This is a genomic window from Aliikangiella aequoris (assembly GCF_053709105.1).
On the sequence record NZ_CM132298.1, the window covers coordinates 1,992,692 to 2,016,103 of the forward strand.

Below are 23,412 nucleotides of genomic sequence, written 5' to 3' on the forward strand. Positions count from 1 at the left end.
AACAAACAAAGTTTCAACTTGAAATAACACAAAAGGTGCTTTGGTCGCAATTGCACTAAGTTATTCATAAGTTAAGTGCATTGCCATGCTATAACAAAACTAGCCACTAGGTTATAATGCGCTAAAATCACTTAATAATTACTAATACATTGAATTTATTGCCTAACTTCGTTCAGCAAATTAATAAAAAACCAGGTTACTTAAACTTCTTTAGCGATGTTCATGCGAGTGCTTTTGCATTTAGCATTGCTCAAGCCGCAGCTGAGTTAGATAGTCTAATGGTTGTGTTTTTACCTGATGCAGCTAAAACTATTCCACTAAAAAACGAAATAGAGTACTTCTTAAATAAACAAACTGATAAGCCTCAAGCAGCTTCTGGCGTTTCTAATGAAGATGATATCGCCGTCATTACCCTGCCCGATTGGGAAACCCTACCCTATGACTACTTTTCGCCACACCAAGATATTATTTCTGAAAGGCTACAAACACTTTATCAACTCCCGCGATTAAAGCGTGGCATTTTACTGCTACCGGTATCTTCTGCGTTACAAAAGTTACCACCAAGAGATTATATAGAGCAACAATGCTTATTTTTAAAAGTTAATCAAACAATTGATATAGAGCAGTTAAGAAGTGGTTTAGTCAATAATGGCTACACCATGGTAGCTAACGTACTTGAACATGGAGAGTTTGCGGTGCGCGGCTCTATTATTGATCTTTTTCCCAGTGGAAGCGAACAGCCAATTAGAATTGAGTTGTTTGACGACGAAATTGAGTCACTTCGCTACTTCGATGCAGAAACTCAACTGACCACGGTAAAGGTCGATGAAATCACCTTGCTACCTGCGCGAGAATACCCAACAGATGATAACGCCATCGCTGCATTTCGACAAAATTGGCGAGCCGCATTTGACTCAAACATTAAAGAGGCCGGTATTTATCGAGATGTTAGCAGTGGCCTATTCCCTGCGGGTATTGAATATTATTTACCCTTGTTTTTTCCGCAGCTTAACACCCTATTTGACTTTATTAATACTGACAAGGTCTTAATCGTCCATAAAAATGACATTAATAAACCGGTTGAAATATTTTGGAATGAGTTAAACGAAAGATATGAACAGTATCGACATGACAAAGAGCGTCCAATTGTTGAACCCCTATCACTATTTATTAACCAAAACCAGTTAGCTACTAGCTTAAAACACTACCCTAGCTTAGTCCTAACAGGCCCGAGTGACGACTCTGCCAATTCGTTAAACTTTTTGAGTTGTCCGAATGTTAAAGTAGATCATAAATCAAAACATCCTATTGCTGAGCTCGCTACTCAAATCAAGCAGTTTAAAAAAATATTAATTTGCGCCGAGTCGTCTGGTCGCCAAGAGGTTTTACGCGAATTACTTGCCAAACATGACTTAAAATTTAGTAACATTCATGATTGGCAGTCATTTAGCCAGTTAGACCGTTGTTTAGGGCTAACAACCGCACCAATTCAAAAAGGTTTTGCCTTCCAAGAGACTTTAATCATTTGTGAAAGTGATTTATTCGGCGCCCAAGTATTACAGTCAAGGCGTAGACAAGACAAAGGCTTGTCGCCCGATCAGTTAATACATAGTTTAGCCGAACTAAAAACCGGTGATCCTGTTGTGCATGTTGACCAAGGGGTGGGCCGATATTTAGGCTTACAAACCATCGATGCCGGAGGCATGCAAAGCGAGTTTTTAACCCTGGAGTATTCTGGCGGCGATAAACTCTATGTACCGGTCCAAGATTTACACTTAATCCACCGCTACTCTGGCAGCAACCCAGACACTGCACCATGGCATAAACTAGGCAGTGAAAGCTGGAGCAAGGCTAAAACCAAAGCTTTAGAAAAAGCCCGTGACACCGCCGCAGAGTTACTCGATTTATACGCCAGACGTGCTGCTGAGCGCGGTATTAAACATAAAATCAATCAGCTAGATTATCAAAAATTTGCCGCCGAATTTGAGTTTGAAGCCACACCAGACCAACAACAGGCAATTGAAGCCGTATTAGCCGACATGCAAGCCAAAACCCCAATGGATCGTTTAGTTTGTGGCGATGTTGGTTTTGGCAAAACCGAAGTTGCTATGCGAGCTGCCTATGTCGCGATTCAAAGTGGAATGCAAGTGGCGATGCTAGTACCAACGACGTTATTAGCACAGCAACACTTTAATTCCTTCCAAGATCGCTTTTCACAATGGCCTGTCAATGTTGGCGTCTTATCTCGTTTTCAGTCTAAAAAAGAGCAAGAGCAAGTGTTAGCTCGCTTAGCGTCTGGGAATATTGATATTGTCATTGGTACCCACCGTTTACTTAGCGGCCAGCCGCAGTTTAAAAACTTAGGCTTACTATTAATCGACGAAGAGCATCGGTTTGGTGTACGCCAAAAAGAAATATTAAAGAGTTACCGAGCTAAAGTTGATATTTTAACCTTAACCGCTACACCAATACCTAGAACGCTAAATATGTCTATGTCTGGAATGCGAGATTTATCTATTATTGCGACGCCCCCTGCGAAACGTTTAGCAATTAAAACATTTGTACGGCAGCACAATACTCCTTTAATAAAAGAAGCTATTCAGCGAGAAATTAGACGTGGAGGCCAAGTTTACTTTTTGCATAACTCGGTTGACTCAATTGAGCGTACAGCGCGAGAAATACAACAGCTAATGCCCGAGCTACAAGTCGCTGTTGCCCATGGTCAAATGCGCGAGCGCGAACTAGAAGAAGTTATGAAGCGCTTTTATCATCAGCAATACCATGTACTGGTATGCACCACGATTATTGAAACCGGTATCGACGTTCCTACTGCCAATACTATTATTATGGATCGTGCAGATAAGTTAGGGTTAGCCCAAATGCATCAGCTGAGAGGCCGCGTGGGACGTTCGCATCATCAAGCTTATGCCTACTTATTAACACCGCCGCCTAAAACCATCACTAAAGACGCAAAAAAGCGCCTCGAAGCTATTGGTAATTTAGAAGATTTGGGGGCTGGCTTTATTTTAGCTACCCACGACCTAGAAATTCGTGGTGCAGGAGAGTTACTTGGCGATGAACAAAGCGGACATATGCAAACGATTGGCTTTAGTTTATATATGGAATTACTAGAAGAAGCGGTTGAATCGCTAAAAAGCGGCGCAGAGCCGTCACTTAAACTAAGCCAAGAGAACCAAACCGAGGTGAACTTAGGCACTTCTTGTATTTTACCCGAAAGCTTCGTTCCAGATGTTGGTATACGGCTATCACTTTATAAGCGCATTGCAAACGCCAAAACAAGTACTGCGCTTCGCGACTTGCAAATAGAACTAATCGATCGCTTTGGCCTTCTGCCAGATCCTGCCAAAGCGCTGTTTGAGTCAGCTGAATTAAAGTTGCGGCTTACTCCTATGGGTATTAAAAAACTTGAAGCTAATGATTCTCGGATTAGCTTAGAGTTTAAACCAGAACCGAATATTGACACCGGCAAACTAATTAACCTTATACAAACGGCCCCTGCTAAGTATCGCTTAGAACAAGGTACTCGCTTAAAGGTCGTTAGCTCAAATGAAAATTTGCAGCAACGTTTGCAACAAATTAATTCTTTAATTGAAACGATTACTGGGTAAAGGGTAGTATTCTTAGTTGCGAGTGGCTGCTGGCCGCGGTAAGTGACTTTTTAAACACGATAATTGAGTTAACTAGACCAAACACTTTGGACAAAAATATATGCATTTTCGAATTCTAATTAGCTTAGCTGTTATTTCATTAATAGGAAGCCATATACCGGCTATAGCGGCTGAAGAAGAAGCGCAGCGCTGGTTTGAAATAGAAGTAATCGTTTATAAAAGAACCAGCGATGAAGGGCTTTTTGAAGAATCTTGGGACGATCAAGTTGAATTTAGCTTAGCACCCAATGCCGTTGACTTTCTCCAACCCTATCATATCGTTGAACCAGAAATTGACTCGAGCCTTACGTTCGGTTCATTGACAAAAGATAATACCACTGAAACTACGACTAACGCCTTTGGGATAGAACTGGCTCCTTCGGAAGAAATCAAAAGCCCGCCCTCGCCCACTCAACCACTTGGCCAAACAGAGCAATCCGAACCATTGGTTGACACTGAACAGGCGCAAATACAAGTTGAGCAACCTTATCAGTTATTAGCAACCGAATTGCGGAGTTTAAACAATGAAGCAACGAGTTTAGGCCGACACCCAGAATATCGCGTATTAGCTCATTACGCTTGGCGTCAGCCAGTGGTTGGTTCGCGCGAAGCCTTACCAATAAGAATCGCTGGTGGGCAAGATTTTAGTGAAAACTTTACCTATCAAGGAGCAAAAATAGAGTCTGAAGCTTTAAATCTTAATAGCCTGAACACTAGTTTTAGAGAAAGCCAGAATAATACCTTTGCAATTTTAAACTCTACTTCAGCTTCAAATTCTGCGAATATTAATACTGAGGCAAGGACCGATAATAGCAGTCAAACGTTGAATAATATTCATTCTAGCGAAATTGATTCGCCAACCCAGCCAATCTCAGACCAGGTAATCTCAGACAGTCAAACTACGGCAAGCCACAAAAACATCAGTTTAGATGGCACGACAGCAACAGATAACATTTTTCAACAAATTTTAGACAAAGAAAACCAAATTATTAGTGATGTTGCAGTAGCTGAGTTAACCCCGGAAATGCGTTCTAAACTGCAACCAAAAACCTGGGTGCCGGAATTAGATGGCGATATAACCATCTATGTTAATCGCTATCTACATATTAAAACCAACTTGTTTCTTCGCCGTCCCGACAAAGAAGCGGTCGAAATATTTGAGTTAGAGCCAATTCTTGCTGGAGAGTCTAATAATCTAATTCCAACGTCATCTTACTTGCAACAAGATAGTCAGCAAAGTGAACAAGGTGGCAATCAACATATAAATCAACTAAGCGCTGACAATCGCTTTAAGTTGCCACAAGACAATCAGACAAATGATTTATCAGCTGCTAATTTAACCAATAACCATCAATCGCAATTAGTCTGGGATATTGGTGAAAACTTTTTAGAGTCTGAATCTGAAAAGCGATATATAGAGCGATTATTTAACTATCCTATACAACAGTCTCGACGAGTTCGTAGTGGCGAGCTACATTTTTTTGATCATCCACTGATGGGCGTGTTAGTGTTAATTACACCCTACGAGCTACCATCTTTTGACAAAGACACTGCAGGTGAGATTGCCCCTCCTGCTAGATAAAAAACAAATCACTTTTTTAACAAATAACATAATAATCTTAGCTTGGAGCTAATTATGAGCAATATTGCTATTTTAGGCGCGGGAATGATTGGTGCCGCCATGGCCCTCGATTTAGCCGAAAATCACTCGGTTACTTCCATTGATAAAAGTAAGCGAAGCTTAGCAAGTTTAAAAAAACACAACGAAAAGATTGAAACGCTGGTGTTTGATTTACACGAAAACAACGATTACAGCGATTTACTGCAAGCATTTGACTTGGTGGTTTGTGCGGTCCCTGGTTTTATGGGTTTTGAAACCTTAAAGCGCATCTTAAAAGCAGGTAAAAATGTCGTCGATATTAGCTTTTTCCCCGAAGATTGTTTTGATCTAGATTATCTTGCCAAAAAGAATAACGTTTTTGCAATAGTTGACTGCGGTGTAGCGCCTGGTATGGATAATATTATTCTAGGCCATCTAGACACCAAACTAGAAATTAAAAGCTTTGAATGTCTTGTGGGTGGTTTACCATCTAAACGCGAATGGCCATTTAATTACAAAGCGCCCTTTTCTCCTATTGATGTTATTGAAGAGTATACCCGCCCAGCTCGTTATGTTGAGAATGGAGAGTTAGTAACTCGCGAGCCATTGTCTGACTGTGAGTTAATGGAAATTCAACGAGTAGGTACATTAGAGGCTTTTAACACTGATGGTTTGCGTACTTTAATTACTACGATGAACCATATACCCTATATGAAAGAGAAAACACTCAGATACCCAGGACACGCTGAGTATATCAATGTGTTAAAACACTCAGGTTTTTTCTCAGAAACGACACTAGAGCTAGACGGAGTACCTTTTAGACCGCTAGATGTGACCGCAAAAATTTTACAAGATAATTGGCGCCTAAAAAGTTCAGACAAAGAGTTTACTGTTTTACGAGTAACGATAGAAGGCGAAGAAAATGGTAAAACTCGCCGTTATATTTATCGTATGATCGACCACGGGACTGACACCACTACTTCTATGGCGCGAACTACAGGCTATACCGCAACCGCAATAGCTAATTTTGTACTGGCAAATAATATAGAAGCCGGTATTTTGGCGCCCGAAACGCTTGGCGCACAAGAAGGCGCTTATCAGTTCATTTTAAATTATTTAAAAGAGCGTAATGTTGACTATCGAATTGAAGAGTTTACTTTACAAGCCCAGTAAACAAAACTTACAATCCGGTAAACCGGTTCAGTCAAAAAGCTAAGCCCCGTAATTATTTATAAAGGAAGCACCATGGTCGCAACAAAAGAAATACCGCTAGAGCAGCTTGCAGAAATTAAAGAAAATTTTGCATTTTTTGATAAAGATGGAAACGGCGAAATTGACGTTAAAGAGTTTACTCAGTTACTTAAAGTGGTGTCGCCTCATACAACTGAAGAGCAAGGCGAAAAAGGCTTTGCAATTGTCGATGAAAACAATGACGGGCATATCGACTTGAATGAGTTTATCGAATGGTGGCAGACATGTTGGTGGGAATATTAAGCGTAAATAGCAGCAGACGATTTATTTGTCTTAATAGTCATTAAACAACATTTTGTTGAAAAAAAATCCTGCAAAGCAGGATTTTAATTTAAAGAGTCACCAAGACAAGAACTAAACGGTCATTCCACTAGTTTCCCACAGTTTATCATCTGAATGTAACTGAGATATAGCTTCTGCTTTTTGAATTAACTCTTGAATGACCTTCTTTTGAGTTTCTACGTCATTTAAATGCTTACCTTCAGCGATAGCCTCTTCCATTCGTGCTGCTTTTAATTGCCAAGTCATTGCAAAATGCCGTAATACATCTCTAGCATTTTTTGCTACTTTAGCGGCCGCGATATCAGTTGGAAGCTCTCCGCTAATAACCCAGTAGTCCTGCTTTTTTTCATTAGATTTTACATACCAAATAGCGACGATCGGAGGCAAAATTGAACATTTGCTTTGCTCTAACCCTTTTACTTGAATGCCTTTACTAAAGCAAAATTTCTGAATTTTGATTAGCTGATTACTATGCCAGTCTTGATGCGGATTTTGGCTGTTTTGTTGTGATACTTGTTCCGTTTGTATTGCTTCACTATTCATACTGAGCCCTTTTTTTCATTGTTCCTACATTAATTAGCCTAATTATTTAACGGCATAATTAAAACACCGTGACAAATTAAGCGATTTGAAACAATACTTCAAGGATAATTCTGTTAGTAGATATTGCTTAAAGCCTAATTACGGCGTTTTTAACCATTGCCAAACGCCAAGCTCTTAACTGAGCATTCCTAATTTTGATAAAGATTCCGTAACGTTAAGGGTTAGCCCAAGGTAAACTTAGTCGCCTTTATTGAGCTTGCGACGCTGACTGGTCGGATCAGAAAAATATCGCTAAATGCAGCGATATTGCGCCCTACAGAGGTTAAAAATACATTTTAACGCAAGATTAAACTGGCTATTCTCGCTAAGCAATGGTATCTTTGCGCCACATTTTTCCAACTGCTATTTATTGCTTTAATGGCAACTAAGTTTAGACTTTATTGAGGTTTAACTTCGTTTGGGTTGTTAGGTAGCCAAGTGCTATTGCGAAAGTGCATCACTGGTAGTCTTCAAGACAGTCCTCAAGTCCGTTTCCATTAGTTTTAAATTCGCAGCTGCATCTAAATTAGAGGAACTTTATGAACATATTAGCTGAACTAGGTATTAATTCTGTCAATTCTGGCGCTTGTTGGGGTGTTGATCAATGGTCAAAAGAGCAATCTGAGGTAATTACTTCATATAGCCCTGCCAATGGTGAAGAGATTGCCAAAGTTTATGCTGCTTCAGAAGCTGACTATGAAACCATTATTACCAAAGCAGAAAGTGCTTTTCTAGAGTGGCGCTCTATCCCTGCTCCGTTACGTGGCGAGTTAGTGCGTAAAATGGGTAACGCTCTTAGAGATAAAAAAGACGCATTAGGTAGCCTTGTTTCTTTAGAGATGGGTAAAAGTAAAGCTGAAGGCGACGGTGAAGTTCAAGAAATGATCGATATGGCAGACTTTGCTGTAGGTCAATCACGTATGTTGTATGGTAAAACCATGCATTCAGAGCGTCCACAACATAGAATGTACGAGCAGTGGCAACCGCTGGGCTTAGTTGGCTGTATTTCTGCTTTTAACTTTCCAGTAGCGGTATGGTCTTGGAATGCATTTGTAGCTGCAGTATGTGGCAATATCACTATTTGGAAGCCAAGCCCAAAAACACCACTTACCGCTATTGCAGTACAAAATATTTGTAATGAAGTGATGAAAAACGAAGGTTATCAACCTATTTTTTACACTTTCGTTGATAGCGAAAAGAACCTTTTAGCTGAAAAGTTCATTAGCGATAAGCGAGTAAAGAAAATGTCTTTCACTGGTTCTTCAGTTGTAGGCAAAATGGTTGGTGTTAAAGTCGCTGAGCGTATGGGTAAATGTTTACTTGAATTAGCAGGTAACAATGCCTTGATTTTAGATGAAACAGCTAAATTAGAGCATGCAATACCAGCAATTGCCTTTGGCGCAGTTGGTACCGCAGGGCAACGTTGTACGACTACTCGTCGTTTAATTGTTCAAGAGTCTATTGCTGACAAAGTGATTGATTCTCTCGTAAATGCTTATAAGCAAGTGACCATTGGCGATCCTTTAGACACTAAAAACTTAATGGGCCCATTAATCGACGAAACCGCAGTTAAAAACTTTGAAGCGACTATCGAAAAAGCAAAACAGCAAGGTGGCGAAATCTTAGCCGGCGGTAAACGAATCGATCGTCCCGGTCATTATGTAGAGCCAACAATTATTAGAGCTCAAAATGATTGGGAAGTGGTTCAAAATGAAACTTTTGCACCTATCTTATACGTTATGACATACAAGACAATTGAAGAAGCAATTGAAATGAATAACGGAGTGAGACAAGGACTTTCATCAGCTATATTCTCGCAAAGCGTGACTAACGTTGAAAAGTTTTTATCTTATGCTGGCAGTGACTGTGGTATTGCTAACGTTAATATTGGTACCTCTGGCGCAGAAATTGGTGGCGCATTTGGTGGCGAAAAAGACACTGGCGGCGGTCGTGAAGCTGGTTCAGATGCATGGAAAGCCTACATGCGTCGTCAAACAAATACGATTTTCTGGGGCGATACAGCTGTATTAGCTCAAGGGATCACTTTTGACATTGGTTAATTGCCAATGACTATTTCTTAAAACATAACTTGTAATATCCTATGTGGAGCAAAACAACTTTAATTGCTCCACTCAGTACAATCTCATTAGGAGAAAAGTATGGCTGTATTTAATTTACGCGCGTATGACGACCACGAACAAGTGGTTTTTTGTCGTGACCCTAAGTCAGGCCTTAGCGCAATTATCTGTGTACACTCTACGGCTTTAGGCCCAGCGGTTGGTGGTTGCCGTATGTGGGAGTACAATTCTGACGAAGGTGCGCTAATTGATGCATTAAGACTTTCACGTGGAATGAGTTACAAAAATGCACTCGCAGGCTTAAAAATGGGCGGCGGTAAGTCAGTAATCATTGGTAATTCAAAAACCATGAAATCTGAAGCATTGTTTGAATCTTTTGGTGAGTTTGTTAATAACCTCAATGGCCAATACTTTACTGCTGAAGACGTTGGCATAAATCCTAATGATATGGCAATTGTTAACCGTAAAACCGACTATGTTTTAGGCTTAGAAGGTAAAAGTGGCGACCCGTCACCGGTCACAGCATACGGTGTATACCAAGGAATGAAAGCCGCGGTTAAACACCGTTTAAATCGTGATTCATTAGAAGGTGTTAAAATTGCTGTCCAAGGTTTAGGTCACGTAGGATATTATTTATGTGAGCATTTACGTTCAGAAGGTGCTGAGCTTTTTGTAACCGATATAAATAAAGAGTCGATTGACCGTGTAGTTTCTAATCTAGGCGCTACCGCAGTAGATAAAGATGAAATCTACTCGCAAGATGTCGACGTTTATGCACCTTGTGCATTAGGCGCTACAATCAATGATGTCACTATCCCACAACTTAAGTGCTCAATCGTTGCCGGTGCTGCTAATAACCAACTCGCAGAAGACCGTCACGGTGAAGTATTAAAGCAAAAAGGAATTTTATACACGCCTGATTATGTTATTAATGCTGGCGGCATTATCAATGTGTCGTTTGAGCAAAATGGCGGCCAATACAACAAGCAAGCAGCCTTAGATAAAGTGAGTGAAATTTATGGTACGCTTTCTGAGATTTTTGCAAAAGCAGAAGCTGATGAAAAAACAACAAATGTTGTTGCAGACGAACTTGCTCGCAAACGTATTGCTGACGCATCATAAGCAAATCAACAACAGATATCCGTTGTAACCTTTTTCAACGGCCATTAAAGCCAGCTTAATCGCTGGCTTTTTTATCTTATATGATTTTCAATGGCATCTAATAACATGGTTAGTGCTTGTTCCACCGTTTGTCTTCTAATTGCTTCTCTATCTCCGCTAAAGAGAAACCGGCGCGCATTACTTTTGCCTTTTAAACTAGTACAAATACACACAGTACCAACGGGCTTTTCTTGACTCCCGCCGCCCGGACCTGCAACGCCGCTGACCGCAACGCTAATACTGTCTGAAAAGTTTTTAAGCCCGCCTTGCGCCATAGCTTCGGCAACTTCTAGTGAAACTGCACCATATTTTTGAATTAATGTTGTTGGCACACCAACAAGTTGAGTCTTACTTTCATTACTATAAGTAATAAACCCCCCGTTAAACCAGTCTGAACTTCCTGGCGGATCAGTTAATGCTTTTCCTATCCAGCCGCCAGTGCAGGATTCAACGGTAACCACTTTAAGCTGCTTGAAAATTAGCCTTACCGACAAGGTGGAAACAAGACTTTGAATATTCGCTGGCATAAGATATTCCAATATTAAGTGTTTGGTTTGTGCCTTAATTCTTGTAGAATTCAACACAATACCATTAATTATAAAAATGCATTTAGGGTTACTTTGACTTCTACTAATCATACGCCGATGATGCGGCAGTATCTAAAGATTAAACAACAATACCCAGATATTTTATTGTTTTATAGAATGGGTGATTTTTATGAATTATTCTTTGACGATGCTCACAACGCAGCAGATTGGCTGGGAATAACGCTAACCCACAGAGGAAAATCAAACGGCGATCCTATTCCAATGGCCGGTGTCCCCTTTCATGCCGTTGATAATTATTTAGCACGCCTAGTAAAACAGGGAAAATCGGTGGCTATATGTGAGCAAGTCGGCGATCCGGCAACAAGTAAAGGACCGGTTGAGCGAAAAGTTGTTCGAGTAATCACTCCAGGCACATTAAGTGAAGACAGCCTTTTAGAAGCAGACAAAGAAAACCTTTTAGTTGCGATTTATCAGCCCAAAAGCGCAGCGAATCAGCATTCAGGGGTTGCTTGGATCGATTTAGCTGGCGCAAGGTTTTACTGTAACGAATTTGATAATCTTGCAGACTTACAAAGTGAAATAACACGGCTCAAGCCCGCTGAAGTACTCTGCGACGCTGATTTAACGGCAAAACTTAATTTAGGGGCTGCCGCGGTTAAAATACAAGAAGATTGGCAGTTTGATTACCAACAAAACTATCAGACCTTAATTCAACATTTTGAAGTGAGTAACTTAGATGGTTTTGGGTGTGAGCATTTGCGTTTAGCTATCGCCGCTGCAGGCGCAGCACTTAACTATGCCAAGCTCACTCAACAAAGTCTGTTAAAACACATAAATAAACTTCAAGCATTTGATAGCCTGCAAATGCTGCAGCTTAATAGCCACAGTCGTAAGCACTTAGAAATCACCGAAAACCTTTATGGTGAACAAGATAAGACCCTATTTACGGTAATTAACCGAACAAAAACCGCAATGGGTTGTCGACTCCTTAAAAACTGGCTGCATGCCCCGCTAAATCAAAAATCGGCGATAGAGAATCGCTTAAACTGTGTTGAAGCTTTAGTCGCAACGCCAGATATAGACTCGCTGCGTCATTTGCTTTCGCATATTAGGGATATGCAGCGCATCCTAACAAGAATTGCACTGAACACCGCTCGTCCAAGAGACTTAACAGGGCTGCGGGAAAGTTTAGCTCAATTGCCACAACTGATTAAATGGCTCAATGGCTCGCAAAACCAATACTTACTTGAGTTAGCCAAGCTAATTAAATCGCATAGCGATACCTATGAGTTACTTCAACACGCTATTAGCGATAACCCGCCTGTAGTTTTAAGAGATGGCAATGTCATTAAAAATGGTTATAACGCCGAACTAGATGAATTAAGGTTTTTATCAACCAATGCCAGTGACTTGCTAACCGATATGGAAGCTAAAGAGCGAGAAGCCACTGGTATTAATACCTTAAAAGTCGGTTATAACAAAGTTCATGGCTTCTTTATTGAAATTTCTAAAGCACAATCCGACAATGCGCCGTTAACCTATACTCGCCGCCAAACGCTAAAAAATGCCGAGCGCTTTATCACTCCAGAATTAAAGAAATTGGAAGAAAAAGTATTATCTAGCCAAGCCAAAGCATTAGCTTTAGAAAAGCAGTTATATCAACAGCTTATTGAAACCCTGCTTCCTAATGTCGACTCCATGCAATCCACCGCTTCGAGTATTGCTCAACTGGACGTTTTACAGAGTTTTGCGCAAACCGCTTTACAATTAGACTATGTAAGACCCAAAATAGCTCAGCAAACTGGCATTAATATTAGCGGCGGGCGACACCCAGTGGTCGAGTCATTCCAGCAGGCACCATTTATAGCCAATGACGTAGTCATGTCTCAAACCCAAAAAAGCCTGCTAATTACCGGCCCAAACATGGGCGGAAAATCGACTTATATGCGCATGACCGCCCTAATCGCACTGTTAGCACATGTAGGCAGCTTTGTTCCTGCGGCTTCTGCAGAAATAGGTTTGCTAGACGCGATTTATACACGAATTGGTGCGTCAGATGATCTGTCTGGCGGTCGCTCAACCTTTATGGTAGAAATGAGTGAAACTGCCAATATATTAAATAATGCCACTGCTCATAGTTTAGTTATTTTAGACGAAATTGGTCGCGGTACTAGCACTTATGATGGCTTAGCTTTAGCGTGGGCAACATTGGATTATTTATCTAAACAAATCAATCCGTTAACTTTGTTCGCAACTCATTATTTTGAATTAACCCAAATTGTTAACGATAACCCTCAAATTCAAAATAAACATTTTGGTGCGATTCAGCATGGTGACAAATTAATTTTAGATCATCAGATACATTCAGGCCCAACTAGCAAAAGTTATGGGATTCATGTAGCCAAACTTGCCGGAATTCCAGCCGCAGTCACTCGGCAAGCGACTGACTATCAAAACCACTTGCAACAAGGTAAGCACCACACTCAAGCTGCCCAAGATAATGCAATACCGCAAGTTGAGGCTGCAGCTCAAACACTCAGCCAATATGAAGCTGACACCTTAGCATTAATCAACTCACTCGATCCCAATGAGCTAACGCCTAAACAAGCGCTAGAGTTTTTATATAAAATTGAAGAATTAAAGCAAAACGGCTAAATAAGCTATAATTAACATTCAATGTTACGCCTATTTTAGTTAGAATACGCGCCATTGATATAGAGTCACTTTGCTGCCGATGGAGCTAAATCATGGCGTTTGTTGTTACTGATAACTGTATTTTATGTAAATACACTGATTGTGTTGAAGTTTGCCCTGTCGATTGTTTCTACGAAGGCCCAAACTTCTTAGTGATAGATCCTGACGAGTGCATTGACTGTGCATTGTGTGAGCCAGAATGCCCAGCTGAAGCAATTTTTGAAGAAGACGAAGTCCCCCAAGATCAAAAACACTTTATCGAACTTAATGCTGAACTTGCGCAAGACTGGAAAAACATTACAGAACAAAAAGATCCATTACCAGAAGCGGCAAAATGGGATGGCGTTAAAGATAAACTCCAATACTTAGAAAAATAGTCACAGGTCAAAAACGGAGATTTTTGATTAATCATTCTGGCGGTCGCTTAAATTAAATAGCCCTATTTAATCAAGGTAATCGCCCTATTCTGACTAAGCAAAACAATTTATAACCTAAGATGCCTGATGATTTTGAATGCCTAAAGGTGAGCTAGGACTAGCATAATTTTTAACCCAGCGGCAAAAATCAGGCTCTGACATGGGCTTAGCGTAAAAATAACCTTGATAAGCATCACAGTGCATGTCTGACAGAATCTTTACTTGTTGCTCTGTCTCTACCCCTTCGGCAATAAGTCCCATATGCATATGTTGACTAATGGCGATGATCGACTCGACTAACCCATTGTCTTCCGGCTGATGAATGTGATCAATAAATGCCTTATCAATCTTTAATATATCTACAGGCAAGTCTCGCAGGTAAGCAAGCGAAGAATAGCCTGTTCCAAAATCATCTAACGCGACTTTAATTCTACTGTGCTTTAATAAACGTAGTTTAAAATAGGTTTGTTCAATATCCTTTAATAGGCCTGTTTCTGTAAGCTCAATAACAATTTCTTCAGGCAAAATATTAAGCGCTTTAATTTTGTTGATTAAACTTACCACAAAGCCTGGTTGAGAAAACTGCCAAGTTGAGACATTAATTGATATATGGCCGGGTATTTTTAAACCGCGTCGTTTCCAGTGATGCATATGTGAAAGACAAGTATCTATAATCCAATCACCAAGCTTGTGGATAAAACCTGTTTCTTCTGCAATTGGTATAAAAAAAGCGGGTGGAACAAAGCCTCGCTTAGGCGATTTCCAGCGAACTAGCGCTTCAGCACCTAACACGGTGCCATCTGCCTTTATTTGGGGTTGATAGAAAATAATAAACTCTTTATTAATTAAGCCTTGGTGTAATTCTTTTTGAATACTGCGTTTTTCGTCTATCCGCATCTGAATTTCTGGATCAAATATTTTAAAGCTACCTTTTCCTTTTTCTTTAGCCTGTAGTAACGAATTTTCTGCATATCTTAGCACTTCGCTTTCTTGGTTTGTGTGTAATGGAAAAATTGTAATACCTAAGCTGCAACCAATTTGAATTATTCGTTCACCTATTTGTAAAGGCTGTGCAACTTCATTAATAATTTTTTGCGCAATACCTTCACATTCTTGAATTATTTTTTCTGAAAATCGATTGAAAATTAGAACAAACTCATCGCCACCAAAACGCGATATAAAAGCTTGTTCAGCAAACCGAGAAGTTAACCGTCGAGATATTTTACGAAGAATTTGATCGCCGACCTTTGTTCCTACAGCTTCGTTAATTATTTTAAAATTATCTAGATCAACTAAGAAAAGCGCATGTTGACTTTCTTCACATTCAAGAATTCTGAGTAAACCTCGAATATAAGAGTTTAGTTGTGCTCTGTTAGGTAAACCAGTGGCATAGTCTTGATAGGCAATCAGCTTATTACGGTTATCAGCCTTTATGCGCTGTAATTCTGCGGAAACTCGTGAGGTGAAAATTGACAGTATTTCACTGACCAAATTTACATCGTTAAGAGGCTTTTCATCTAGTAACACCACTATACCCACTAGCTCTTTGTCGTTATTGAATATAGGGCAGCCTATAAAGCTATCAACACTTAACTTTCTAATAAGCCAGTCATCTGCAAATACTTGCATCGCATTGTCTTCTATAAAGTACATTGATTCGGCTACCGGTTGCATGCTTGGCGTGTCATTGAGTGAGAAACAAAAGTTGTCGATTAACTGAGCATTTCCTGCAACAGAAATTGTCTCTATTGATCGTGGGTTGTTTTTATCGATTAACCCCATAAATACATACTTGCAATCAAAAGTTTTAGCGATAGAGAGAACCTGGTCATCAAAAAAATCAGAAGAGTCAGAATTAGTAACACTCATCGCCATACTAGAAATTAACTTTTGAATTCTTGCTTTACTTTCGGTTTCTTTAACGAGCGCCTGAGACTTAGCAACTAATTCGTCACTTTTTTTCTTTAAATAAAAGCCAAATTCAACAGATAGGAACAGTACAATAAATAAAAATGAAAAACCGATAAAGTAAAAGCTAACCACTTCACCATTATCTATCTTATTACCATGATACGCACACACCATTAAGCTGAGCATCACTGCAGTGAGTAACACAGACTCTCTAACTTTACCGCAAAGCAATAATCGGTAGCACCGATACCCACTCCAAACAAAAAAAGCCGGAAACAATAAAAAAAACACCATGCCAAGCTTGCTTTGCTTGGCATCTAAATAAGATATCTTTCCGCCCCACAGCAGCTCGACTTGCTTTAATTGGTTAATTGAATCAAAGCGAATACCGTAAGGAAGAATCAAATTTACTAACACCAAGCTAGCACTCACAATTGCGACTAAGGTAAACCAGCGTTTTAAGTTAGCTTGCTCCGAGATATAACCAATAATGTAAAAACACAACGGAAAAAAAGTGAGAATAGTTGAATTTTGAATTTTCAACCACCATACCGCCTCAGCCGTGGAATAGCTAAAATAGTATAGTAACGTTGATGTTTGATAGGCTATTCCAACCAAACACATGGCAACCAGAACTTTAAAATAAAACTTAGTTTGGGTGAAATAGTTAACTAAAAAAAGACTTATCGCAGTTACTAAAAGCGCACCAATAGATATTGCAAAAAGTAATACAATCGAATTAATGGGCTCTGTAAATTCCAAGCTGCTTTCCTTGTACTGAAATAGTCAACACACTTTGCAAATTGACACCTGCTACCTTGTTTAAACTTATAAATAAAACGCCTATTTACCTTGCTTAAAGCCTAGTTTAGAGACTGATTTTATGCAAATAACAAAATGTTGATTATCTCATTAGCAGAAATTCATAATGTAACAATTTGAGACAAACACAAGCAATCTCCAAACGAGATAGCCATTTACTGCAACAGCTTATATGTCAGGTTTTGTTTTACGCTTGGCCATTCTGCAGCAATAATAGAGAAAACAACAGTGTCTCTAATGGTTCCGTCACTTAAGCGTTTGTGTTGTCGTAATATGCCGTCTTGCTTAGCACCTAATCGTAAAATTGCATTTCTCGAAGGCTGGTTCATAAAGTGGGTTCTAAACTCAACTGCTATGCAATTTAAAATCTCAAAAGCAAATTTCAACAAAAGTAATTTAGCTTCTGTATTGACCGGAGAGCGTTGATGCGATTTAGCATACCAGGTATAGCCTATTTCTAAACGCCGATTACTCGCGTCTAAATTGCAAAAGCGTGTTGAACCGATTATGGTGGCAGAAGCTTTATGTACAACAGAAAAAGGCATGCATAGTTGATTAGCTTTGGCGTCTAAAGCTGACTGTATGTAGGTATCTATACTAGACGCGCCTGGAATATCGGTGTACCAGAGTTTATTTAACCCTTCTGCATTTGCCGCTTTTAGCAATCCTTCGCGGTGGCTCGATTGCAATGGAATTAATTCTATATGCTGCCCGGATAAAGTTTGATTCGGGTCAATCCATGCCATGATAACTCCTCAAAAAGTGACTAAATTTACTAATACAAAAAAGCCGACATTTGTCGGCTTTTTTATTACTTCTATTGAATATCGATAAAAATCATTACCAACCAGTAATTTCTTTTAAAGCATCACCAATATCGGCTAAGCTTCTAACCGTTTTAACGCCAGCATCTTCTAATGCAGCAAATTTTTCATCGGCAGTTCCTTTACCGCCAGAAATAATTGCTCCAGCATGCCCCATACGTTTGCCCGGAGGTGCAGTAACCCCTGCAATATAAGAAACAACAGGTTTAGTGACATTAGCTTTAATAAATGCAGCGGCTTCTTCTTCTGCAGTTCCACCAATTTCACCGATCATCACAATTGCTTCAGTTTTTGGATCTTTCTCAAACATTTCCAAAATATCGATAAAGTTAGAACCAGGAATTGGGTCACCGCCAATTCCAACACAGGTAGACTGACCAAAACCGGTATCAGTAGTTTGCTTTACCGCTTCGTAAGTTAATGTGCCCGAGCGTGAAACAATTCCCACTCTGCCTGGTAAATGAATATGACCTGGCATAATACCAATTTTACATTCGCCTGGCGTGATAACACCAGGACAGTTAGGACCGATTAACTGAACTCCGAGCTCGTCACATTTAACTTTAGCGTCCAACATATCCAGAGTTGGAATACCTTCTGTAATACAAACGATTAGTTTAATTCCAGCGTTAGCCGCTTCTAGAATAGAGTCTTTACAAAATGCTGCTGGTACGTAAATAACAGAAGCTTCAGCACCAGTTTTTTCAACGGCTTCAGCAACCGTGTTAAAAACCGGTAATCCAAGATGCGTTTGACCACCTTTACCCGGTGTTACACCGCCTACCATTTTAGTACCGTATTCTATTGCTTGCTCAGAATGAAAAGTTCCTTGAGAACCAGTAAATCCTTGGCAAATTACTTTGGTATTCTTATCAATTAAAATGCTCATTTATTTGCCCTCCGCAGCTTTAACAACTTTTTCTGCTGCATCTCTTAAACTAGTTGCTGCGATAATATTTAATCCAGAATCGGCAAGGACTTTTTGTCCTTTATCGGCATTGTTTCCTTCTAAGCGGACAACTACCGGTACTTCAACTCCAACTTCTTCAACAGCGCCAATGATACCTTCAGCGATTAAGTCACAACGTACAATCCCACCAAAAATATTAACCAGTACGGCCTTAACGTTGTCATCTGTTAAAATTATTTTAAAGGCTTCAACCACACGTTCTTTAGTCGCACCACCACCTACATCTAGGAAGTTCGCTGGCGAACCACCGTGCAAATTAACAATGTCCATAGTACCCATTGCTAAACCGGCGCCGTTAACCATACAGCCAATGTTTCCGTCTAATGCCACATAGTTTAATTCGAAAGATGCTGCGTGCGCTTCACGCTCGTCTTCTTGGCTAGGATCGTGCATATCGCGCAGTGAAGCATGACGATAAACAGCGTTACTATCAATGTTGATTTTTGCGTCAAGACAATGCAAGTCTCCCGCTTCGGTAATAACCAACGGATTAACTTCAAGAAGTGCAAGATCTAAATCATGGAATAGCTTAGATAGCTGCAAAAATATATGCGTAAATTGTTTAACATTTTTGCCTTCTAAACCCATTTTGAAAGCCAATTCTCTACCTTGATAAGCTTGTGCACCTACCAAAGGATCAACAATCGCTTTATGAATTTTTTCTGGTGTTTCTTCTGCAACTTTTTCTATTTCTACGCCGCCTTCAGTTGAAGCCATAAACACAACACGTCGGGTTGACCGGTCAACCACTGCGCCTAAATAAAGCTCTTGTGCAATATCAGTACAATCTTCCACTAATATTTTGCTAACTGGCTGGCCATTAGCGTCAGTTTGGTAAGTCACTAAGTTTTTACCTAACCATTGTTGAGCAAAAGCTTTAACATCTTCTTTAGTGTCTACAAGTTTTACTCCACCCGCTTTACCGCGACCGCCAGCGTGTACTTGTGCTTTCACAACCCATTTATTACCGCCAATCTGCCCTGCCGCTTCAAACGCAGCTTTTGGTGAATCAACAGCAATACCGTTAGATACTGGCAAACCATATTCCTTGAATAATTGCTTGCCTTGATACTCATGTAAGTTCATGACTTTTTTCCACTTTTTAGTTTATTTGAAGAAACCCATCAACACATGCAAAACCTTAGGTTTAAACATGTATTTTTGTTGCGCCTATTATAATTGGTTAACCTACTAAACACTAGACCTGTCAGGCTGTAAATAAATAGTATTAATTCAAATATTTAACAGCACTTTTAAGGATAATTTTGAGTTTAGGATAGGTAAAACTAAAACAGCTCTTAGCCTAAGCTAAAAGCTGTTTATTTTTTGTTCTTTGCCAAGAATAGACTATTCTCGGCATTTTGCGAATTAAACGCCTTGTTGCAACATCATTGAACGAATATGCCCAATCGCCTGAGTCGGGTTAAGCCCTTTAGGACATACACTCACGCAATTCATAATTCCACGACAACGAAAAACACTGTAAGCGTCATCTAAATCAGCTAGCCGCGACTCAGTTTCTGTATCACGACTATCAATTAGAAAACGATACGCCTGCAACAGTCCAGACGGCCCAACAAATTTATCTGGATTCCACCAAAATGAAGGACACGCCGTAGAACAACAAGCACACAAAATACATTCATACAGACCATCAAGCTTAGCGCGATCTTCTGGTGACTGTAGGTGCTCTCGAACCGGAGGCTCATCATTATTAATTAAGTAAGGTCTTACTTTTTCGTATTGACGATAAAACTGTGCCATATCGACAACTAAATCACGAATAACAGGCAAACCAGGTAACGGACGCACAACCACTTTTTTACCTTTCAATGAAGAAAGTGGTGTGATACAAGCCAAAGCATTAGAACCATTAACATTAATTCCGTCTGATCCGCAAACTCCTTCGCGACAACTGCGTCTAAACGAAAGCGTTGGATCTTGCTCTTTTAACTGAACTAGAGCATCTAGTAGCATAATGTCTGAGCCAGCTTCTATTTCTAGCTCGTATTCTTGCATTCTTGGCTTTTTATCTGTTTCTGGGTTATAACGATAAATTGAAAAAAGCATATCTTAATTCCCCTAGTATGTTCTGGCTTTCGGTGGAAATGCATCCACAGAAACCGGCTTCATGTTAACTTCACGTTTGTCCATTTCACCAGTTTCAGGATAATAAAGACTATGAGTTAACCAGTTTTCATCATCTCTATCAGGGAAATCTTCACGGCTATGTGCACCACGGCTTTCTTCACGGAAATTAGCTGCTTTAGCAGTTGCCTTTGCCGTTTCCATTAAGTTATCTAGCTCTAAACATTCAATTCTTTGGGTGTTAAATGCTTTAGATTTGTCTGATAAAACTGCAGACTTAAGTCTTTCAGAAACTTCAGCGAGTAGCACAAGGCCTCTTTCCATTAACTCACCAGTTCTAAATACGCCAAAGTGATTCTGCATGATTTGCTGCATTTCACGTCTAATTGCGACAGGGTCTTCACCGCTGGTAGTTTCTTCCCAGCGCTGATAACGCGCCATCGTTCGCTCAACATTCGAATCATTATATTCAGCTTGCGGCATACCATCTGCCAGTGCTTCTTCTAAATGCATTCCTGCTGCGCGGCCAAACACCACTAAATCTAATAATGAGTTTCCGCCTAAACGGTTTGCACCGTGAACAGATACGCAAGCAATTTCGCCTACCGCATAAAGCCCATCAACAATATATTCATCTTGGCCTGGCTTTTTACCAATAACTTGGCCATATTTGTTGGTTGGAATTCCACCCATCATATAATGACAAGTAGGAACCACTGGAATCGGTTGTTCCGCGGGATCAGCATGAGCAAAGGTTTTAGACAATTCACAAACGCCTGGAAGCTTAGCGTTAAGTGTTTCGGCACCTAAATGATCGAGTTTAAGCATAACGTGATCGCCATTTGGTCCACAGCCGCGCCCTTCTAAAATTTCTTTGGTCATAGACCGAGCTACAACATCGCGACTGGCTAAGTCTTTCGCATTTGGCGCGTAACGCTCCATAAAGCGTTCGCCATCTTTGTTGATTAAATAACCACCTTCACCGCGACAGCCTTCTGTCACCAATACTCCAGCACCAGCAATACCTGTAGGATGGAATTGCCACATTTCAATATCTTGCACCGGAATACCTGCTCGCAGTGCCATACCGACACCGTCACCAGTATTAATTAATGCATTTGTGGTTGAAGCAAAAATCCGACCGGAACCGCCAGTAGCAAAAACAGTTGCTCTTGATTTAAATAATGCAATTTCACCACTTTCAATAGACATTGCGAACACACCACAACATTGCCCTTCATCGTTCATCAATAGATCAATGGCATACCACTCATTGAAGAACTGGGTTTTTGCAGCTAAATTTTGCTGATATAAAGTGTGTAATAATGCGTGACCGGTTCTATCTGCTGCCGCTGCTGTTCGCGCAGCCTGCTCGCCACCAAAATCTTTAGACTGACCACCGAATGGGCGTTGATAAATTTTTCCATTTTCTAAGCGCGAAAAAGGTAATCCCATATGATCGAGCTCTAAAATGGCATCAGGACCATTCTCACACATATACTCAATAGCGTCTTGGTCACCGATGTAATCAGAACCTTTAACGGTATCAAACATATGCCAGCGCCAATCATCGTCATGAGTGTTGCCTAGCGCAACAGTAATACCACCTTGAGCGGATACTGTATGAGAACGCGTTGGAAAAACTTTTGAAATTAATGCTACTTTTTGTCCAGACTTTGCTAGCTGTAACGAAGCGCGCATACCTGCACCGCCGCCGCCAACAATGACTGCATCATAAGTATAAACTGGAACTGCCATTTATACGCTCCAAAGAATCTGTGCGCCCCAAATGAGAAACGCTAAACAAGCTAAAATTACTAGCACCTGAAACACCATGCGTAAGCCAGTTGGCTTGATGTAGTCGGTAGAAATGATCCACATACCTATCCAGGCATGGAAACAAAGTGATGCTAAAGCCAATAAAGAAAAAACTTTAAACCAAGTTTGTGCAAACAGATTTCGCCACAAAGCAAATTCTAGCGTCTCCGCAGAGAATACAAACCCAGTTAAATAGATGACATATAGTGCTAATACGACAGCTGAAACCCGTTGGATCATCCAGTCATGTAGACCACTGCGCCCTAGACTAGTTGCTGAAGTTACCATAACCAAACTCCTATAAGTGCTGCAGATACGACGCCAAGGACTATCACTAGGTAGGAGCCAAATCGGCCTGCCTCTAATGACTCACCCAGTCCCGCATCCATCAATAAATGTCGAACGCCAGCTATTATGTGATAAGCCAGCATAGATAAAATTGTCCAGGTAATAAACTTACCGACAACCCCACCGACAATCATGCAAACTTGATTAAAACCGTTTGGTGTTAGGCTTTGTTGCAGTGCCCACAAACAAAATGGTATGGAAAGAAACAGCAAAACTCCAGAGATACGATGTAAGATCGAAGATATCGAAGTTACAGGGAACTTGAATGCTGCCAGATTTAGATTTACAGGTCTATTATCGTTCACGGCTACAATTCTTCTCGATTGTGTGGATTTGGAATAAATGTTGACT

At 40.3% G+C, this 23,412-nt stretch carries 18 protein-coding genes; 8 read left to right on the forward strand and 10 right to left on the reverse strand.

All coding sequences use genetic code 11. From position 1 onward, the window contains the following. Positions 1-158 precede the first annotated feature (158 nt). The 4 genes from mfd (at position 159) to ACUR5C_RS08575 (ending at position 6,762) form a co-directional block, all read left to right on the forward strand. A complete protein-coding gene (gene mfd, locus ACUR5C_RS08560; RefSeq protein ID WP_454464696.1) occupies positions 159-3,629 on the forward strand; it encodes a transcription-repair coupling factor in 3,471 nt (1,156 codons plus the stop codon). A gap of 100 nt (positions 3,630-3,729) precedes the next feature. Next, positions 3,730-5,250: a CsiV family protein gene (locus tag ACUR5C_RS08565; protein WP_454464697.1), complete on the forward strand. Its 1,521-nt coding sequence runs from the start codon at positions 3,730-3,732 to the stop codon at positions 5,248-5,250. 54 nt (positions 5,251-5,304) lie between these two features. Continuing rightward, positions 5,305-6,441: a saccharopine dehydrogenase family protein gene (locus tag ACUR5C_RS08570; protein WP_454464698.1), complete on the forward strand. Its 1,137-nt coding sequence runs from the start codon at positions 5,305-5,307 to the stop codon at positions 6,439-6,441. Positions 6,442-6,513: 72 nt separating this feature from the next. After that, positions 6,514-6,762, forward strand: coding sequence for an EF-hand domain-containing protein (locus ACUR5C_RS08575; RefSeq protein WP_454464699.1), 249 nt, complete (start codon positions 6,514-6,516; stop codon positions 6,760-6,762). 111 nt (positions 6,763-6,873) lie between these two features. Here the strand turns inward: ACUR5C_RS08575 and ACUR5C_RS08580 are convergent, their stop codons facing one another. After that, entirely contained in the window at positions 6,874-7,344 is a 471-nt protein-coding gene (locus tag ACUR5C_RS08580; RefSeq protein ID WP_454464700.1) for a DUF4826 family protein, read from the reverse strand. 578 nt (positions 7,345-7,922) lie between these two features. Between ACUR5C_RS08580 and amaB the strand changes: the two genes are divergently transcribed. Together amaB and ACUR5C_RS08590 are read left to right on the forward strand one after the other, a co-directional pair. Continuing rightward, complete coding sequence (gene amaB / locus ACUR5C_RS08585; RefSeq protein ID WP_454464701.1) at positions 7,923-9,443, forward strand: L-piperidine-6-carboxylate dehydrogenase; 1,521 nt, start codon at positions 7,923-7,925, stop codon at positions 9,441-9,443. A gap of 99 nt (positions 9,444-9,542) precedes the next feature. Beyond that, positions 9,543-10,583, forward strand: a complete 1,041-nt coding sequence (locus ACUR5C_RS08590; RefSeq protein WP_454464702.1) for a Leu/Phe/Val dehydrogenase — start codon at positions 9,543-9,545, stop codon at positions 10,581-10,583. A gap of 71 nt (positions 10,584-10,654) precedes the next feature. Here the strand turns inward: ACUR5C_RS08590 and ACUR5C_RS08595 are convergent, their stop codons facing one another. Continuing rightward, entirely contained in the window at positions 10,655-11,149 is a 495-nt protein-coding gene (locus tag ACUR5C_RS08595; protein WP_454464703.1) for a CinA family protein, read from the reverse strand. Positions 11,150-11,242: 93 nt separating this feature from the next. Between ACUR5C_RS08595 and mutS the strand changes: the two genes are divergently transcribed. Next, a complete protein-coding gene (gene mutS, locus ACUR5C_RS08600; RefSeq protein WP_454464704.1) occupies positions 11,243-13,825 on the forward strand; it encodes a DNA mismatch repair protein MutS in 2,583 nt (860 codons plus the stop codon). Positions 13,826-13,917: 92 nt separating this feature from the next. Next, positions 13,918-14,241: a ferredoxin FdxA gene (fdxA, locus tag ACUR5C_RS08605; protein WP_454464705.1), complete on the forward strand. Its 324-nt coding sequence runs from the start codon at positions 13,918-13,920 to the stop codon at positions 14,239-14,241. A gap of 114 nt (positions 14,242-14,355) precedes the next feature. On the opposite strand, the gene ACUR5C_RS08610 is transcribed toward fdxA, so the two are convergent. From ACUR5C_RS08610 to sdhC, 8 genes are all read right to left on the reverse strand, one after another. Beyond that, on the reverse strand, positions 14,356-16,953 hold the full coding sequence (locus tag ACUR5C_RS08610; RefSeq protein ID WP_454464706.1) for a putative bifunctional diguanylate cyclase/phosphodiesterase: 2,598 nt from the start codon (positions 16,951-16,953) through the stop codon (positions 14,356-14,358). Between the two features lie 215 nt (positions 16,954-17,168). After that, complete coding sequence (locus tag ACUR5C_RS08615) at positions 17,169-17,759, reverse strand: GNAT family N-acetyltransferase (protein ID WP_454464707.1); 591 nt, start codon at positions 17,757-17,759, stop codon at positions 17,169-17,171. Between the two features lie 94 nt (positions 17,760-17,853). Beyond that, positions 17,854-18,726: a succinate--CoA ligase subunit alpha gene (gene sucD, locus ACUR5C_RS08620; RefSeq protein WP_454464708.1), complete on the reverse strand. Its 873-nt coding sequence runs from the start codon at positions 18,724-18,726 to the stop codon at positions 17,854-17,856. Further along, positions 18,727-19,893, reverse strand: coding sequence for an ADP-forming succinate--CoA ligase subunit beta (gene sucC, locus ACUR5C_RS08625; protein ID WP_454464709.1), 1,167 nt, complete (start codon positions 19,891-19,893; stop codon positions 18,727-18,729). A 282-nt stretch (positions 19,894-20,175) separates the two neighbouring features. Beyond that, positions 20,176-20,877, reverse strand: coding sequence for a succinate dehydrogenase iron-sulfur subunit (locus ACUR5C_RS08630; RefSeq protein WP_454464710.1), 702 nt, complete (start codon positions 20,875-20,877; stop codon positions 20,176-20,178). Positions 20,878-20,889: 12 nt separating this feature from the next. Further along, positions 20,890-22,653, reverse strand: a complete 1,764-nt coding sequence (gene sdhA, locus ACUR5C_RS08635) for a succinate dehydrogenase flavoprotein subunit (RefSeq protein WP_454464711.1) — start codon at positions 22,651-22,653, stop codon at positions 20,890-20,892. Further along, positions 22,654-23,001, reverse strand: coding sequence for a succinate dehydrogenase, hydrophobic membrane anchor protein (gene sdhD / locus ACUR5C_RS08640; protein WP_454464712.1), 348 nt, complete (start codon positions 22,999-23,001; stop codon positions 22,654-22,656). It abuts the gene before it with no gap. Next, positions 22,995-23,366, reverse strand: coding sequence for a succinate dehydrogenase, cytochrome b556 subunit (gene sdhC / locus ACUR5C_RS08645; RefSeq protein WP_454464713.1), 372 nt, complete (start codon positions 23,364-23,366; stop codon positions 22,995-22,997). The genes sdhD and sdhC overlap by 7 nt, the downstream gene beginning before the upstream one ends. Positions 23,367-23,412: the final 46 nt, after the last annotated feature.